The organism is Paenibacillus pasadenensis DSM 19293 (assembly GCF_000422485.1).
Classification (GTDB): Bacteria; Bacillota; Bacilli; order Paenibacillales; family Paenibacillaceae; genus Paenibacillus_O; species Paenibacillus_O pasadenensis.
Genome location: NZ_AULW01000030.1, coordinates 22,451 through 39,061, shown reverse-complemented (window position 1 = coordinate 39,061; position 16,611 = coordinate 22,451). Strand labels below are relative to the sequence as shown.

Below are 16,611 nucleotides of genomic sequence, written 5' to 3'. Positions count from 1 at the left end.
GGAGGGCTATCCCGCAACCGGATTGCGGCTGCACGTTCCCCGCGCTATAATGGGCCGCAGTACATACAGGAAGGAATGAGCCCTATGCCGCAGCAGCTGCAGCGGGTCGCCATCGTAACGGGCGGCAGCCTCGGACCGTGGACGGCCGGCCTGCTTCGACCCGGCGACTATATCATCGGCGCCGACGCGGGAGCGCTGTTCCTCATCCGCTCGGGCATCCGGCCGGATTTGTCGCTCGGGGATTTCGACTCCGTGCAGGAGGACGAGCTGGCCGAAATCGAGGCGGGAAGCGCCGAGCTGGCCTCGTTCGATCCGATCGACAAAAACTATACCGACACCGAGCTCGCCCTGAGGCGCGCGCTCGACCTCGATCCGGCGTCCATCCTGATCGTCGGCGCGCTCGGCAGCCGCTTCGACCATTCGCTCGCCAACGTGCATCTGCTTCGGCTCGCGGCGGAGCGCGGCGTCGAGACGACGATCGAGGACGAGACAAACCGCATCCGCCTGATGCGCGGAGGACAGTCGCTGCATCTGCAACGCAGCCGCTTCCCCCATGTCTCGCTGCTGCCGCTCGGCGAGACGGCCTCCGGCATCACTTTGGAAGGATTCCGCTATCCGCTGCGCGAAGCCGAGCTGCGAATCGGGCAGTCGCTCGGCATCAGCAACGCGCTGGACGGTCAGACGGGCAGCGTGTCGCTGCGCCAAGGCTGGCTGCTCGTCATGGAGACATCCGGCTGAACCGATCGCCAGCGCATCCGATCACTCGTCGCCGCCCGGCGTCTCGATCTGCAGCCCGGGCACATGCTTGCGCGACATCCGATGCCTCGCCTTGCGGTTCTCCTTGCTGTCGAACACGATGTCCATATCGTAATCCTCGCCCGGATAGAGGCTGTCCCTGCCAATATAGAGGGACAGCCTTTTGCGGTTGAACGTCCTTTTTTCCTGCTTCACCTGCACGACCACCTCCCCTCTCGCATCCGCTTCCCGGTACACGATCCCCGTCCGCTTGAGCGGATGGATCCACACGCAATCCCCGACCGTGAATTCCTTGGGCTTCGGAGCAGGCTTGGAGCCGCGCAGCGGCTCCGGCTCGCGCGCATTGCCGCCCGCCTTCGGCGCATGGAGGTCCGATCCGGCAGCAGGCGTCCCCTGCACGGCGTCCGGCTGCCCGCCTCGCTCTGGCCGGCGCTCCTCGCGAGACGCCGCTGGCTTGCGGCCGTTGTCCGCCTGGGATTGTGGACGCTCCCCTCCGGACGCCGCCGCATCCGGCCGAGCTCCGCCGCGCTTCAGCTCCTCCGCCCTCGCGAGCAGGCTTTCCGGCAAGCCGTACCGCCTCGCAATCGACAGCGCATAGCTGTCTCCCGCCTCGCCCGGCTCGAGCCGGTACAGCGGCCGCAGCGTCTCGGCGTCAAAACGCCATCCGCGCGTTCATGCAGCGCGGCGTCCGCGAAGCGTAGGCCTTGATTTCGTTGAAATGAGTCGTTACGGCGACCTTCGTCCCTCTCGCTCCCAGCTCCTCAAGCACCGCGACCGACAGCGCGATGCCTTCCTCCGGATCGGTGCCGGCGGCGAGCTCGTCGAGCAGGACGAGCGTGGAGCTTCCTGCCGCCGCGAGGATCTCGGCCAGGATGGCCAGATGCGACGAGAACGTGCTGAGCGACTGCTCGATGCTTTGCCCGTCTCCGACGTCGGCGAGAATGTCGTCGAACCGCCCGAACTCGCTGCCTTCCTCCGCCGGCAGGAGCAGCCCCGCCTGCGCCATGAGCGCGAACAGGCCGATCGTCTTCAGCGCGAGCGTCTTGCCGCCGGTATTCGGTCCGGTGATGCAAAGCTGGTCCCAGCCGCCGCCGAGCTCCGCGTCGATCGGCACCGCTTGCGCTCCGAGCTTCGGATGGCGTCCGCCGCGCAGCCGGACGATCGGCTCGGACCGCAGCCGCGGCCGAGTGCCGTCATAGGAGCGGGACAGCTTGCCGCGCGCAAGAATGAAGTCGAACAGCGCCATCGCCTCCAGATTGACCGTCAGCGGCTCGGCATGGCTTTCGGCCATCGACGACAGCACGGAGAGGATGCGCGTGCGCTCCCGCTCCTCCTCCTGCTTCCACATCGCCAGCTCCGCCTGCAGGTCGGCGACGTCTGACGGCTCGATGAACAGCGTCTGTCCGCTCGCCGATTCGTCCCACACCGTTCCCGGCACGAGCCGGCGCTGATCCCTGCGGACCGAAAGCACGAAACGGTCGCCCCTGCGGCTGACGATCGCGTCCTGCAGGCTGCTCTTGTACTTGACGAGAGCCGCGTCGAGCTTGCGGCGGATGCGGTCCTCGGCTACTTGGGAGCTGCGGCGGATCCGCGACAGCTCGGGCGAAGCATGGTCGAGCAGCCAGCCGCCGCGGATGCAGCGGTCGATCTCCTCCTTGAGGACAGGACAGTCGCGCATTGAGTCGGCATAACCCGACAGCCGCGGAGCGAGCTCGCGCTTGGCGGCCATGTACCGCTTCATCTGCGCGATGGAGCCGAGCCAGGACGACAGGCCGGACAGCTCCTTTTCGTCATAGATCCGTCCCTTGCCGAGCAGCGCCAGGAACGAGCCGATGCCCTCCATCGCAGACAGCGGCACGCTGGAGCCGGCGCGCAGCAGCGCGTCGGCCTCCGCCGTCTCCTCCTGCCACGCTTCCGCCTGACGGAGCGAAGCCGTCGGGACATGCCGCTCCGCCAACCGGCGGCCAGGCTCGGATACGGCGAGGTCAAGCAATTGTTGCTGAATGAAGCTATAGTCAAGGCGCATCATCGATGCGTGGTTCATAGGAATTGGCCTCCTCGAAGCAAAAATAGGGACATTCGATGGGTAAAACGGACTTCCGAAGGTTGGACAAGCCGATTCCGTCCGCCTCATCCTCTCGCCGGAACGCAAAAAAGACAGGAACGGAACGCAGAAGCGCTCCATTCCTGTCTCGCAGCGGATGGCCGTCCGCGCGCCGCCCGCTGAAAGAAGCAGGCGGCGGAATCGGACGGAATATCCGTCTATGGTCAGGGAGGATCCTTCGGTTCAGAGCTCGATCATGGACCGCTTCGAAAAAGCCTGCGGAAAGACGGCGCTTGCGCCGGCAGGCAAATCGAAGGCAGTCCTATGAAATTACGAGATCTGAACACCCTGGGTCATCAATAGCTCCCCTTTTCGGAAAAGTGGATAAAAGGCGAACGGAATCGGCCTTCCCTTATCCTACCTAGGTTCTCGGGCAAAAGTCAACCTTTGCTTCCCAGGCACTATTTTGGTACTAAAATGTTCTGCGCGGCTCGGTTGGAGGTATAATGAAGGCGAGGAAACCTTATCCCGAGGAGGAATGCCTAGGATGAAGGAACGCCTGCTGCGCCCGTATCTGGCCGCCAAGGCGCCGCTGTACGGCGCGGCGCTGCTGGCCATCGCGCTCGGCAACATCGTCCAGTCGCTGTACCCTCGCGTGCTCGGCGAATTCACCGACCGGCTGCAGCAGGAGGCGCTGACGCCGGTGCTGATCAGCCGCTCCGCGCTGATGCTCGCCGGCATCGCCCTGCTCTACAGCTCGCTCGCCGGCTCCGGCCAATACCTCATCATGAGGCTTGGACGAAACTTCGAGCGGCTGACGCGCAAGAGGCTGTTCAAGCAGTTCACGCGCCTCAGCGAGGCGTATTATGCCAAGCACGGCGTCGGCAGCATGCTCAGCTACGTGCTGAACGACGTCAAGTCGGTGCGGGAGGCGATCTCCGCCGGCTTCAACCAGACGGCCAACGCCGTCATCCTGCTCGGCAGCGCCGTCGTCATGATGGCGCTGTCGGGCTTGCCGCTCGGGCTCGTCGCGGTCTGCGTCTCTCCGCTGCTGCTCATCCCCCCGATCGTCGTCTACTTCGGCCCGCGCATCCGCGAGCGCTCGCGGCACGCCCAAGAGGAGCTCGCCGCCATGACCGAATCCGCGGAGGAGCAGATCGGCGGCATGCGCGTCACGCAAAAGTTCGCCGTGGAGCCGATGATGGAAGCCCGCTTCGGCGCCCGCGTCGACGGCGTCTACGGCAGCCAGCTGAAGCTCGTGCGGCTGAGCTCGCTGTTCCAGGCGCTGCTGCCGTTTCTCGGCTCCGCGTCGCTCGTCGTGACGCTAGCCGCCGGCGGCTACCATGCGCTCTCCGGCGGCATCACCGTCGGCATGTACGTCTCGCTGACGCTGTACGTGCGGCTCATGATCAATCCGCTCCAGCAGATCGGCAACGTCATCAACACGATGCAGCGCTCGCGCGCCAGCCTCGAGCGCATCCAGGAGCTGCTCGCGAGCCGGCCGGACATCGAGGATTCGCCGCAGGCCGTCGAGCTGCCGCAGCGGGCGGACATCGCCGTCCGCGGCCTGACGTACCGCTATCCCGGCTCCTCGCGGCCGGCGCTCGACCGCGTCGACCTCGACATCCGGCACGGCCGCACGACGGCTCTCATCGGGCGCACCGGCAGCGGCAAGACGACGCTCGCCAAGCTGCTGCTGCGCATGATGGAGCCTCCCGCAGGCGCGATCCGGATCGGCGAGGCCGACATCCGGGACGTGACGCTGCGCTCGCTGCGCGGCTCGATCGCCTACGTGCCGCAGGACGGGTTCCTGTTCAGCACGACGCTCGGGGACAATATCGCCTTTTCCAAGCGGGACGCCACCGAGTCCGAAATCGAGAGCGCTTCCCGCCAGGCGATGATCTACGAGCAGGCGCGGCAGTTCAAGGAAGGCTTCGGCACGCGGCTCGGCGAGCGCGGCGTGACGCTGTCGGGCGGGCAGCGCCAGCGCGCCAGCCTGGCGAGAGGACTCGTCAAGGAAGCGCCGCTGCTCATCCTCGACGACAGCGTGAGCGCCGTCGACGCGGAGACGGAATCGGCCATCGTGTCGAGCATCCGCCGCGTGCGCGCAGGCCGGACGACGCTCGTCATCGCCCATCGCATCAGCGCGATCCAGCATGCCGACGAGATCGTCGTGCTGGACGAAGGTCGCGTCGTCCAGCGCGGCACGCATGAGCAGCTGCTGCGCGAAGACGGCTGGTATGCCGAGCTGGCGTCGCTGCAGAAAGGAGGAATGGACCATGGCGGACAAGGCGCCTGAGCCGGACGCGGAGGAGCGCAGGCAGGAGCGCAGGCAGGACCGGCAGGATTCCCCGCCTGCCTCCGGCTCCGCGCCGGATGGAGCCGAGCGGACCGCCTGGCGCGGCCTGCTCTCCTATGCGAAGCCGTACCGCAAGACGTTCGCCGGCGTCGTCGCCTGCACCGTCATCGCGATCTCCGCGGATCTGCTGCAGCCGTTCCTCGTGAAAATCGCGATCGACGACCATCTGATGGGCGGCAGCGGCGAGCTCGGCCCCGTCCTGCTGCTGGCCGGGCTGTACCTGGCGCTGTCGCTGCTCGCCCTCGCCTTCAGCTACTGGCAGAGCCTGCTCGTCCAGCGGGCCGGGCAAGGCATCGTCTCCAAGCTGCGCAAGGATCTGTTCCGCCATCTGTCGCGCCTTTCGCCGTCCTTTTACGACCGCATGTCCAGCGGCAGCCTCGTCACGCATATGTCGGGCGATACGGAGACGGTAAGCCAGTTTTTCACGCAGGTATGCCTCAGCCTGTTCCGCGACGGGCTGACGCTCGTCTTCATCCTGTTCCTCATGTTCCAGCTCGATCCAGTGCTGGCCGGCTACAGCCTGCTGCTGCTGCCGCTGATCGCGCTGATCGCGGCCGGATTCCGCGGCTACATGCGCCGGACGTACCAGCAGTCGCGCACCCGGCTGTCGCGGCTCATCGCCTTCACGGCGGAGAATCTGAGCGGCATGAACCTCGTGCAGGCGTTCCGCCAGGAGCGCGAGCAGCAGCGGCAGTTCGAGGAGCGCAACGGCTCGTATTACGAGGCCAACCTGCGGGAGATCCGCACGAACGTGCTGTTCAACCGCTCGTTCGACCTGCTCGGCAACCTGTCGGTCGCTTTCGTCACCTGGCTCGGCGGCCGGGCCGTCTACGGGGAAGGGCTTGAGTTCGGCGTCCTGTACGCGTTCATCACGTACATCCGCCAGTTTTTCCAGCCGATCAACTCGATCACCCAGCAGTGGAACACGCTGCAGGCCGCCTCCGTCTCGATGGACCGCATCTGGAAGCTGTTCCAGACCCGCTCGGCGCTGCCGGAAGACGCATCCGCGGACGCCGCCGAGCTCGAGCGGATCGGTCCCGGAGCGGTGCGCTTCCAGGACGTCGAGTTCGGCTACGATCCGCAGCAGCCCGTGCTGCGGGGCGTCAGCCTCGACGTCGCCCCCGGCGAGACGATCGGCATCGTCGGCACGACCGGAGCCGGCAAGAGCTCGCTCATCAGCCTGCTCTGCCGCTTCTATGACGTGCAGCGAGGCTCCGTTTCGATCGACGGCGTCGACGTGCGCCATATCCCGCTCGCGCGCCTGCAGCGCATCGTCGGGCTCGTGCAGCAGGAGCCGTATCTGTTCTCCGGATCGATTCTCGACAACGTGCGCTTGTTCGATCCGTCGATTTCCGAGGAGGAGGCGCGCGAGGCATGCCGCTTCGTCGGCGCCGACCGCCTCATCCGACGGCTGCCGGACGGCTACGGGACGATGCTGAGCGAAAAAGGCAGCGGCCTGTCGGCCGGAGAGCGCCAGCTGATCAGCTTCGCCCGCATCGTCGTCTTCCGCCCGTCGATCCTCATTCTCGACGAAGCGACGGCGAACCTCGACTCCAGCACCGAGCAGATGGTGCAGCGGGCGCTCGCCGCCGTCTCCGCAGGACGGACGACGCTCGTCATCGCGCATCGGCTGTCGACGATCATGAACGCCGACCGCATCCTCGTCATGCGCAGCGGCAGCATCGTCGAGTCCGGCTCGCATGGCGAGCTGCTCGGCAAAGGCGGCTACTACGCGCGCCTGTACCGCCATTCGCAAGGCCAGCCGGACTCCGGCCGGCAGCCGGCCGGCTGATTCTCCTCGGGACCGCCGCGCCTACAGGCGGCAAGCGAGGGTCCGAACCGGCTGCCGGGCCTAAGCCCGCCCTATCGGCGGAAGGCCGCATTATCCGGACCGGCCGCCTGCAAGCTGCGTCCATGCAAAGAGCCCATCCGCCGGCTGCGGATGGGCTCTTTGCCTATTCAACTCCAGCGCGGAACGGCCGCGGGCGCATGGGGCGCCGCCTACTCCGGCTTCGCCGATCCTCCGAGCCGTCTCGTCAAGCCGGTCTCGGCGAACGCCATTCCTGCCGGCAAGCCGTAGTCGCGCATCAGGTCGATGTCATGCGAGAGATGGGTCAGCAGCAGCTCGCCGGGACGCAGCTCCCGCTGCAGCTCGATCGCCTCCTTCACGTCGTAGACGGAGCGCGTCTCGTACGGATGAGGCTCCTCGTAGAAATTCGTGCCGAGGATGACGAGCCGGCAGCCGCGAAGCGGAGCCTTCATGCCGTCGTCGAGGCCGATCGCATCGGAGCAGTACGCCCAGCTTGTTGCCGTCTCCTCCTGGTCGAAGCGGTAGGCGTAGGAATAGCCGTTGTAGCCGTGATGGACGCGCCAGCAGCGGATCGTCCAGCTGCCGAGGCGCAGCGGCTCGTCGCAAGGCATGAAGTCGATCCAGCGCTCCAGCCACGGAAAGCGGTCGAGGATCGTCAGGATGACCTCTGCCGGTGCGTAGGCCGTGCCTTTTCGGCCCTCGTAGCGGCAGGCGTCCGCCCACTCGACGAGCCCGCCGATGTGATCGAAATGCGCGTGCGTGATCAGAATGCGGCGCACCGAGCGAAGTCCGGCGGCCTCCATCTGCCGTCCCCAATCGGGACCGCAGTCGATCAGCGTCGCTCCTCCGTCCGCATCGAGTCCGTCCAGCAGCAGCGACGAGCGCAGCCGGCGGTTGAAGCCCGTCTCGCGGGCCTCCTTGCAGACCGTGCAGCTGCAATAAACGCGCGGCACGCCCATCGAGTCGCTCGTGCCGAGAAAACGGAGCTCGAGCGGGCCCGGAGCCCCGGCTTCGGTCGCGCCCATCGCTACAGCGGGAGCAGGGCGACGCGCTCTTGCCGCTTCAGCCCCGCCACCATGTCGTACCACTCCGCCGGCTTGGCCTCGATCGCCGAATAGTAGGTCTCGAGGAACTGCGCCGCCAGCGCGCCGGAGATGCCGTCCAGCTCCTCGTCCTTCGGAAGGAAGCCGAGGTCGAGGCCGCTCACCGCCCCGCCCTGCAGATCCCAGGAAGGATGCACGTAGTCGAGCTCCAGCCGCTTGTAGCCGATATGGGACAGCACCTCGCGGCGCACGATCGGATTCATCGGATCGGCTCCGCCAAAGCCATGCTCCGTGCGGTACGGATCGTAGATCTCCGCGAACATGCCGATCGGCTCCGTGCCGGATTCGGCCGCCAGGCGGGCGAGCTCCTTTTCCCGGCTGCGCAGCAGGAACCGTCCGACGCCGAGGCCGGGACGGCCGATGATCGTGAAATCGGTCATCGCGACGCGCAGCTGAGGATAATAGCGGTATTCGGTCGCGCCTACGGCCTCCCCGTCATGCAGGGCGACGCAGACGTGGATGCCCGGATCCTGAAGCGGCTCCGCCCACAGCTCGTAGGCGAGCACCTCCTCCGGCGGGAACACGTCCTGCAGCAGGCGGTGCAGCTTGGGGAAGTTCTCGTCCTCGATCGACGTGATGCGGTAGTAGTCCATGTCATCGCTCTCCTTGTTCGTCAAGTTCGTCTTCATCTGCGGGAATAGAACGGATTGCGCCATTCCATCATCGCGGCATAGCCGCATGATTCCTCGTCGTCCAAATAATTCGCGGCGACGCCGGCCGGCGTCCGCCCGCAGCGCAGCAGGAAGCTCATCACCGGATCCTGCAGCTCTCCGCGCAGGACGGCGTCGACATAGGCTTCGGCGCTCATCTCCGCCGCATGGCGGTGATAGCCCGGCAGGCGGCCGCCGCCGAGCAGCCGCTCCAGGCCGAGATGGACGACCGTCTCGCACATCGTCTGCATGAGCCATCGGCCGATGCCGCTCTTGCGGTACTCCGGCACGACGCAGATGTCGACGACATACAGCGTCTCGCCATCCGGCTCATGGGTCGAGAGGCTGCCGTCCCCGGTCGCCTCCGCCCAGCTGCGATGCTCGCCGCTCGCGGCATGAAGCCTCATCCCGGTCATCGAGCCGACGATGACGCCGCCGACCTCGGCGCACAGCGCCCCTTCCGGGAAACGGCGGACATGCTCGGCGAGCTGCGGGCGCGTCCAGAGCAGCTCCTGCGGATAAGGCGGCGGAAAGCTCAGCCGCTGCGCCTCGATCAGCCCTTCGGCATCCTCGAGCCGATAGCGGCGGATGGCCGTCTCGACCGGCTTGCCCTCGTGAAGGACGTAAAGCGTCTTGTTCATGTCGCGTCAGCCGCTCCTTTCAGGTCAGAACCAGTCCGGATAAAGATCGGTGCGACGGTCGCGCCACGTCGTCACCGAGCCGGCCCGGCGCACGTCCTCCAGCAGCTGCAGGTCGAGATCGGCGACGATCAGCATGTCCTGATTGTCGTCGCCCTCGCACAGGATGCCCCGCGGCGGGAACGGAATGTCGTTGGGCGTAAGGACGGCGGCCTGTCCGTAGTTGGCGCGCATGAAGTCGACGCGGCGCAGCGAGCCGGTCGTGCCGGTCGTGACGATGTACACCTGGTTCTCCACCGCCCGCGCATGCGCGCAGTAGCGGACGCGGTAGAAGCCGTGGCGGTCGTCGGTGCAGGACGGGCAGTAGATGACGTCGGCGCCCTTGGCCCGCGCCATGCGCACGATTTCCGGAAACTCGATGTCGTAGCAGGTCAGCATCGCGATCGTGCCGAAAGGCGTCTCGAACACCTCCAGCCCGTCGCCCGGAGCCATGTTCCATTCCTCGACCTCGGTCGGCGTCAGATGGAGCTTGGCCTGCGTGCGGATGCCGCCGTCCGGGTAGAACAGATAAGCGGTGTTGCGCAGCTTGCCGTCGTCCGAGCGGACGACATGCGTGCCGCCGACGATGTGCATGCCGTACTCGGCCGCCAGTCCCTGGAACAGCTGCTCGTAGCGCTCGGTGAACTCCGGCAGGCGGCCGATGCCGAGCGGCCTTCCCTGCTCGTCTCCGATCGACAGCAGCTGGGTCGTCAGAAACTCCGGAAACAGCAGCATCTGCACGCCATATTCCGAAGCATTGCGCACGTAATGCGTCGCCTGGGCGGCGAATTCCTCGAAGCTGCCGATATCCTCCAAGCGGTATTGAACCGCCGAAACTCTCACTTTCACCGCAAATCGCCTCCTTGAAACGCCTTCATGAGAAGATTCTCACGAAGTTCTCATATTGACGGGGGAATCGCGCCAGAACAGGAATCCTGCTCTTACTGGCAGAAATTAGGCTGCTCCCCGTATGGTATAGTAGCCTCAGTCGAAAAACACCCTAGTACACCGTACACCATGATGGAGGGACACCACAAGATATGCGCAAGAGCAACTGGAAAAAAACGATCGCCCGCCTCAGCCTCTGTGCTGCTATCGGCGTGGCTGGCATCCATATCGGATCGCTTCAAACGGCTTCGGCCGCTACGCCCGAGTCGGAGAAGCTTCTCGATTACGGCAAGCAGTACCTTGGCGTTCCTTACCGGCTCGGAGCCCCGAGCGGCGTCACCTACGCGTTCGACTGCTCCTCGTTCACTCAATACGTCTTCGAGAAAAACGGGATCACGCTCCCCCGCACGTCGTCGCAGCAAGCACAAAAGGGCGATAAGGTCGCCCGCGGCTACCTGAGCAAAGGCGATCTCGTATTCTTCACGAACAGCAACGGCAAAGGCATCGGCCATGTGGCCATCTACGCCGGCTCGAACAAGATCCTGCATACATACGGCAAGACGGGCGTCACCGTCTCCAGTCTCGGCACCTCGTACTGGAACAAGCATTATGTGACCGCCAAACGCGTGCTGTAATTCGCATCGAAGACTTCGCATCGAAGCCTCCGGGCGCCCAGCTTTTGCAAGCTGGCGCCCGGAGGCTTTTTGCGTGCGCCGAGACGTCTTGGACATCAGGCGCTCAGGCGCCAGGCGTTTGGGCGTTTTGGGCATCAGGCGTTTCTGGGCACCAGGCGTTCAGGCGCCGGCGCAAAAAAACACGTCTGGCCGCTCAGCGGCCGGACGTGTTTTTGAGCGTCTGCGGAAATTGCAGCGTAATCGTCGTGCCCTTGCCGGGCTTGCTGAACACGTCGATCTGGCCTTCATGCAGGTCGACGATGCGCTTGGCGATCGACAGGCCGAGTCCGACGCCGCCGGTCGTGCGGCGGCGCGCGCCGTCGACGCGGTAGAAGCGCTCGAACAGATGCGGAATCTCGTTCTCCTCGATGCCGATGCCCTTGTCGGTCACATGAATGCGCACCGACTGCTTGACCGAGCTGACCGTGACGTCGATCGGCTCCTTGCTGTACTTGATCGCGTTGTCGAGCAGGATGACGAGCAGCTGGCGGATCTTGTCCTTGTCCCCGGACATCCGCAGCCCTCCGGCGGACGTATGGACGCGGATCTGGCGCTGGAACGTCAGCTGCAGCATCGAAGCCAGCTCGTCCACCATCTGCACGACGTCGAACGTCTGCAGGCTGAGCCAGTCCTCCTGCTCCGCCTCGGCGAGCATGAGCATCGACTTCGTCAGGTTCTGCAGCCGCTCCGACTCCTTGGCGATCGCCTCGATCGCCTCGTCGCGGATCTTCACGTCGTCGCGGCCCCAGCGCTTGAGCATGCCGGCGTAGCTGCTGATGACGGTCAGCGGCGTCTTGAGCTCATGCGAGGCGTCGGCGACGAATTGCTTTTGACGGGCGAACGTGCGGTCGAGCCGCTCGATCATCTGGTTGAAGGCGCGGATGAGCTGCAGCAGTTCCGCCGACTCCTCCTTGTCGCCGATCTCGATCTTGCGCAGCTTGCCGCTGCGGTCGATCTCGCGCATCGTCTGCACCATGTGCTGGATCGGCGCCGTCAGGCGCGAGGTGAACCAGAATGTGCCGAAGATCGCGAACAGGATCGCCCCGATGCTCGTCACCGACAGCGCGGCGACGAGCACCTTCATGTAGCTGTCCTGCAGGTTCAGCTTGCGCTCGATCTCGAGCATGCCGATGATCTCCGAATCCTCGTACAGCGGCACCTTCATGTACAGGACGCGCGTGCTGCCGACGAACATCTCCCCCTGCACATGGTACGGCTCGAACTTGACCGGCAGCGCGAGCAGGTCGGTGTCGGAGCCCTGCAGGTTGACCGTCTTGCCGTCGGGCGTGATGATGCGGATCAGCTCGTTGACGTTGTAGAATTCCCGCAGCAGGCCTTCGTCGGACAGATGGTCCTTGTCCATGATCTTGTTGTTCTCGAGGATCAGGTTGACCTTGTTCGTCATGACCTGCTGCTCGCTGCGGGTCGTGATCTTGGTCATGAACAGATAGACGAAGATGTTGAACAGGATCAGGATGAAGATGAGCCAAAAGATGGTGAAAAGCGTGAATCGCTTGCGGAGGGTCATGCCTCCGGCTCCTTCATCATATAGCCGACGCCGCGCACCGTATGGATCAGCTTGTGGCGGAAGCCCTTGTCGAGCTTCTGGCGCAAGTAGCGGATGTAGACGTCGACGAGATTCGTCTCGCCCATGAAGTCGTAGCCCCACACCTCGGAGAGGATCTCCTCGCGGGATTTCTCCTCGTTTTTATGCTGGGCGAGATAGACGAGCAGCTCGAACTCCCGCGGCGTCAGGTCGATCGCGAGCTCCTTGCGGAACACCTTGCGGGTGCGGAGCTCGACCGTCAGATCGCCGATCTTGAGCAGGTCGGAGCCTTCGGATTCCTTGGGATTCTGCTGGAAAATGCGGAGCAGGTTGCGCACGCGCGCGAGCAGCTCCTCCATGGCGAAGGGCTTGGTCACGTAGTCGTTCGCTCCGTGCTCAAAGCCGCTTACCTTGTCGGGAACCGTATCGCGGGCCGTGATGAGAATGACGGGAATGGGATTGCCGGCCTGCCGCAGCCTGCGCAGCACCTCGATGCCGTTGAGCTCTGGCAGCATGACGTCGAGCAGGACGAGGTCCCACTCGCCGGAGGTCGCCTGCATGAAGCCGCTGCGGCCGTCCGCGGCATGTCCGACCTCATAGCCTTCATGCTCCAGCTCGAGCTGGAGGATGCGGGCGATGCTCTCTTCGTCTTCGATTACCAGGACGCGTTCATTCATTCTTGGATGTCACCTGCTTTCCGGTTGGATAGCTAGCTTTGAGCCTGCTTGAGCGACCACGATTCGACGTCCCACGTCTTGGTCACCCAGCTCTCGTAGAAATCCGGTTCATGCGAGACGAGCACGACCGTGCCGCGATACCCTTCGAGGGCGCGCTTCAGCTCGGCCTTGGCGACGACGTCAAGATGGTTCGTCGGCTCGTCGAACAGAATCCAGTTGCTCTCGCGCAGCATCAGCTTGCACAGCCGGACCTTGGCCTGCTCGCCGCCGCTCAGCTGGTTGAGGGCGCGGGTAATATGCTCGTTCTTGAGGCCGCAGCGGGCGAGCGCCGCGCGCACCTCATGCTGGTTCATGCCCGAGAACTCGTTCCAGACGTCGTCGAGCGGCGTCATCGTCGGAGCTTTGGCCTCCTGCTCGAAGTAGGCCGGCAGCAGGTAGTCGCCCCGATACACCTCGCCGCCGAGCGGCTCGATGCGGCCGAGAATCGTCTTGAGCAGCGTCGACTTGCCGACGCCGTTGCAGCCGACGATAGCGATCTTGTCGCCGCGCTCGATCAGCATGTCCATCTCCGGCAGCAGCTGCTTCGTGTAGCCGATGCGCAGCCCCTTGGCCTCGAAGATCGTCTTGCCGCTCGTGCGCCCTTCGTTGAACTTGAACGTCGGCTTGGCGGCCTCCTCCGGCTTGTCGATGCGCTCGATCCGGTCGAGCTGCTTCTCCCGGCTCTTGGCCCGGCCCGAGGTGGACGCGCGGGCTTTGTTGCGCTGGATGAAGTCCTCCTGCTTCTTGATGAAGTCCTGCTGCTTTTCGTATGCGCCCAGATGCTGGGCTTTATTCAGCTCGGCCATCTCGAGGAACTTCTCGTAGTTGCCCGTATAGCGGGTCAGCCGCGCGAACTCCAGATGATAGATGACGCTGACGACCGAGTTCATGAAGCCCGTATCGTGAGAAATCAGGAGGAAGGCGTTGGGATAGTTGCGCAGATAGCCCGCCAGCCAGGTGATATGCTCCTCGTCCAAATAGTTCGTCGGCTCGTCGAGCAGTAGGACCGTCGGCTTCTCGAGCAGCAGCTTGGCGAGCAGCACCTTGGTGCGCTGGCCGCCGCTCAGCGCCGTGACGTCGCGGTCGAGGCCGATCGCGTTCAGTCCGAGGCCGTTGGCCATTTCCTCGACCTTGACGTCGAGCATGTAGTAGTCGCCGATCTCCAGCTCCTCCTGGATCTCGCCCATGCGCTCCAGCAGCGCGTCCAGGTCGGCGTCCGGCTCGCCCATGGCGGCCGTCACCTCGGACAGCTCCTGCTCCAGCACGAGCAGCGGCGCGAAGGCGTCGCGCAGCACGTCGCGGATCGTCTTGCCGGCTTCGAGCTTCGTATGCTGATCGAGGTAGCCGTAGCGGATTTTCGGCGTCCACTCCACGCGGCCCTCGTCTTTGAGCTGCTTGCCGGTCAGGATGTTCATCAGCGTCGACTTGCCCGCGCCGTTGGCGCCGACCAGGCCGACCCGCTCGCCTGCGAGCAGGCGGAAGGAGACCTCCTTGAACAGGATGCGGTCTCCGAATGTATGCGATAAATTTTCTACGGTGAGTAAGCTCATGAGTGGTTGATTTCTCCATTCCTTTGAAATGCGAAGGAAACCGGATCAGCGGCCCCTAATAGGTGATTGTACCATAAACCGCCCCTTCTTGGCTCCCCCTCCCGAGCTAAAAGTGCAGCTTCGCGGCGAGACGCTCCAGAAGCGGCGACAAAGCTCCGCGCACCGCCGCTGCCGCCGCTCCGCGCCGCGGCAGCGGGAAGCCCTGCCAGAGCAGCTCGTACCACGATTCCGGCTCCAGGAACGGCAGCTGGGCGTCCGGCCGAGCCGGCAGCAGGTCGAGCCACTCGCGCCTTCCCGCGAAGCGGACGTCCTTGTTGGCGACCCAGCGCATGCGGTCCGGTCCGAGCCGGGCGGCCAGCTCCTCCAGCCGCTGCAGGCGCTCGCGGCTCCAGCGGGACGGATCGGGATCGGCGACGACGATGACGGCCGCCGAGGCGGCGACGGTTCGCAGCGCTTCGTCCCCGGTCCACCCGGAAGACCAGTCGAGCAGCTGCAGCGCCCCGGCGCGGCTTCTCAGCATGAGGTCGAGCCTCGCCGCCGCCTCGTCCCGCTCCAGCCCTGGTGCGGCAGCCAGCCGCGGCAGCCATTCGACGCCGTCCTGCAGCCAGCGGCCGAAACGCGGATCGAGCGCGGCGGGCAGCGGCTCCGGCGCTCCGAGCAGCGTCCGCCAATGAGGACGGACGCCGTCGAGCTCGGCCGCCTGCACCGGCCAGCCGCGCTCGGCGGCGAGCCGCGCCAGCATGAGGCAGACGAACGTCGCTCCGCTGCCCGGAGACAGCGACAGCACGGAGAGCCTGCCCGGCGCCGCGACGCGCGGCAGCCCCGCCGGGAAGGCGGCTGTCGGCGCGGCGAACGACGGCAGGCCGCCGGCCGCCGGCGCCTCTCCCTCCGCCTCCAGCCAGCTGCGGATCGCCGCCTCCGCCTCGCGCATGCTGGCGTAGCGGCGGCCGCGCTCCTCCTCCAGCAGCCGCGTCAGCCAGTACGGCAGCTCCCTCGCCCGCCCCTCGTGTCCGCGCCGTCCAGGGAGCGCACCGCGCATGAGGCGCACGAGCAGGCAGCCGAGCCCGTACATGTCGGTGCGGGCATCGCTCTGCTCGCCGGCGAGCTGCTCCGGCGCCGCATAGCCGGGCGTGCCGAGCTGCGTCGTGTCGGACGCCGCTTCGGGCGAGAAGCGGCGGGAGATGCCGAAGTCGATCAGCATGAGCTTCCCGGAGCGCGCGGCCATCACGTTGGCCGGCTTGAGGTCGCGATGGATGATCGGCGGACGCTGCTCGTGCAGGTAGGCGAGCGCGGAGCACAGCTGCAGCGCCGCGGCGGCCGCCTCTAGCGCCGTATAGCCGTCCGGCCTGGCCCGCGCCTCCTCCTCCAGCGTGCAGCCTTCGATATAATCCATGACGAGCATTTCCGGCTGTCCTCCCTCCGCAGGGAAATAATCGTACAGCCGCGGCAGATGCGGATGCTCCAGCTTCATCTGCAGCCTCGCCTCGTCGGCGCTCGGACGCTCGCTCCAGCTTCCGGCCGGCTTCAGCTTGAGCGCCCGCAGCGCGCCCCCGAGGCGCAGATCCTCGGCCGCATACACTTCCCCCATGCCTCCTTTGCCGAGCAGGCTGAGGATGCGGTAGCGGCCTCCCTGCACGTCGCCGGGCTGCAGCCAGCCGTCTTCCTCCCGCTGGCCGAGCGCCTCCGTCTCCGCCGCCAGCCCCGTCCGTCTTCCGTCTTTCTTCCGCAGCATGCCGTTTCCCCTTTCCCGAATGAAAAAAAGCATCCCGCCGCAGGCAGACTTCTCCCCATAGAGAGTCTGCCGGCATGCGGGATGCTTTCCCGTTTGAATGATGCCG

The 16,611-nt window shown here is 65.5% G+C and carries 14 protein-coding genes; 4 read left to right on the top strand and 10 right to left on the bottom strand.

Annotated elements, in window-relative coordinates; all coding sequences use genetic code 11:
• Positions 1-84 precede the first annotated feature (84 nt).
• The gene (locus tag H582_RS0105125; RefSeq protein WP_028597666.1) at positions 85-738 is read left to right on the top strand and encodes a thiamine diphosphokinase; all 654 of its coding nucleotides are present in this window, start codon (positions 85-87) and stop codon (positions 736-738) included.
• Between the two features lie 21 nt (positions 739-759).
• Here H582_RS0105125 and H582_RS32725 read toward each other — a convergent pair whose 3' ends face one another.
• Both H582_RS32725 and H582_RS26080 read right to left on the bottom strand, forming a co-directional pair.
• Positions 760-1,323 (bottom strand): hypothetical protein, encoded by a 564-nt coding sequence (locus tag H582_RS32725; RefSeq protein WP_240478936.1) that lies wholly within the window; start codon positions 1,321-1,323, stop codon positions 760-762.
• An 85-nt stretch (positions 1,324-1,408) separates the two neighbouring features.
• Entirely contained in the window at positions 1,409-2,800 is a 1,392-nt protein-coding gene (locus tag H582_RS26080) for an endonuclease MutS2 (protein ID WP_240478935.1), read from the bottom strand.
• A gap of 547 nt (positions 2,801-3,347) precedes the next feature.
• On the opposite strand from H582_RS26080, the gene H582_RS0105110 reads away from it, so the two are divergent.
• Both H582_RS0105110 and H582_RS26075 read left to right on the top strand, forming a co-directional pair.
• A complete protein-coding gene (locus H582_RS0105110; RefSeq protein WP_028597665.1) occupies positions 3,348-5,099 on the top strand; it encodes an ABC transporter ATP-binding protein in 1,752 nt (583 codons plus the stop codon).
• Positions 5,080-6,951: an ABC transporter ATP-binding protein gene (locus H582_RS26075; RefSeq protein ID WP_084136663.1), complete on the top strand. Its 1,872-nt coding sequence runs from the start codon at positions 5,080-5,082 to the stop codon at positions 6,949-6,951. The genes H582_RS0105110 and H582_RS26075 overlap by 20 nt, the downstream gene beginning before the upstream one ends.
• A 209-nt stretch (positions 6,952-7,160) precedes the next feature.
• Here the strand turns inward: H582_RS26075 and H582_RS0105100 are convergent, their stop codons facing one another.
• The 4 genes from H582_RS0105100 to H582_RS0105085 are packed head-to-tail and all read right to left on the bottom strand — an operon-like array spanning position 7,161 to position 10,248.
• Positions 7,161-7,994 carry an MBL fold metallo-hydrolase gene (locus tag H582_RS0105100; RefSeq protein WP_028597664.1) on the bottom strand — a complete coding sequence of 278 codons (834 nt, stop codon included), beginning with the start codon at positions 7,992-7,994 and terminating at the stop codon, positions 7,161-7,163.
• A gap of 2 nt (positions 7,995-7,996) precedes the next feature.
• Positions 7,997-8,665, bottom strand: a complete 669-nt coding sequence (locus H582_RS0105095; protein ID WP_028597663.1) for a GNAT family acetyltransferase — start codon at positions 8,663-8,665, stop codon at positions 7,997-7,999.
• Positions 8,666-8,697: 32 nt separating this feature from the next.
• On the bottom strand, positions 8,698-9,363 hold the full coding sequence (locus H582_RS0105090; RefSeq protein ID WP_028597662.1) for a GNAT family N-acetyltransferase: 666 nt from the start codon (positions 9,361-9,363) through the stop codon (positions 8,698-8,700).
• Positions 9,364-9,387: 24 nt separating this feature from the next.
• A complete protein-coding gene (locus H582_RS0105085) occupies positions 9,388-10,248 on the bottom strand; it encodes a carbon-nitrogen hydrolase family protein (protein ID WP_028597661.1) in 861 nt (286 codons plus the stop codon).
• A 191-nt stretch (positions 10,249-10,439) separates the two neighbouring features.
• Between H582_RS0105085 and H582_RS0105080 the strand changes: the two genes are divergently transcribed.
• Complete coding sequence (locus H582_RS0105080) at positions 10,440-10,922, top strand: C40 family peptidase (RefSeq protein ID WP_028597660.1); 483 nt, start codon at positions 10,440-10,442, stop codon at positions 10,920-10,922.
• Positions 10,923-11,115: 193 nt separating this feature from the next.
• Here the strand turns inward: H582_RS0105080 and H582_RS0105075 are convergent, their stop codons facing one another.
• The 4 genes from H582_RS0105075 to H582_RS29810 all read right to left on the bottom strand — a co-directional run bounded on the left by H582_RS0105075 (position 11,116) and on the right by H582_RS29810 (position 16,505).
• Positions 11,116-12,489, bottom strand: a complete 1,374-nt coding sequence (locus H582_RS0105075; RefSeq protein ID WP_028597659.1) for a HAMP domain-containing sensor histidine kinase — start codon at positions 12,487-12,489, stop codon at positions 11,116-11,118.
• Positions 12,486-13,184 (bottom strand): response regulator transcription factor, encoded by a 699-nt coding sequence (locus H582_RS0105070; protein WP_028597658.1) that lies wholly within the window; start codon positions 13,182-13,184, stop codon positions 12,486-12,488. Before H582_RS0105070 ends, H582_RS0105075 begins: the two co-directional genes overlap by 4 nt.
• Positions 13,185-13,216: 32 nt before the next feature.
• Positions 13,217-14,773, bottom strand: a complete 1,557-nt coding sequence (locus tag H582_RS0105065) for an ABC-F family ATP-binding cassette domain-containing protein (protein ID WP_028597657.1) — start codon at positions 14,771-14,773, stop codon at positions 13,217-13,219.
• A 106-nt stretch (positions 14,774-14,879) separates the two neighbouring features.
• Positions 14,880-16,505: a serine/threonine-protein kinase gene (locus H582_RS29810; protein ID WP_052332984.1), complete on the bottom strand. Its 1,626-nt coding sequence runs from the start codon at positions 16,503-16,505 to the stop codon at positions 14,880-14,882.
• Between the last annotated feature and the right edge of the window lie 106 nt (positions 16,506-16,611).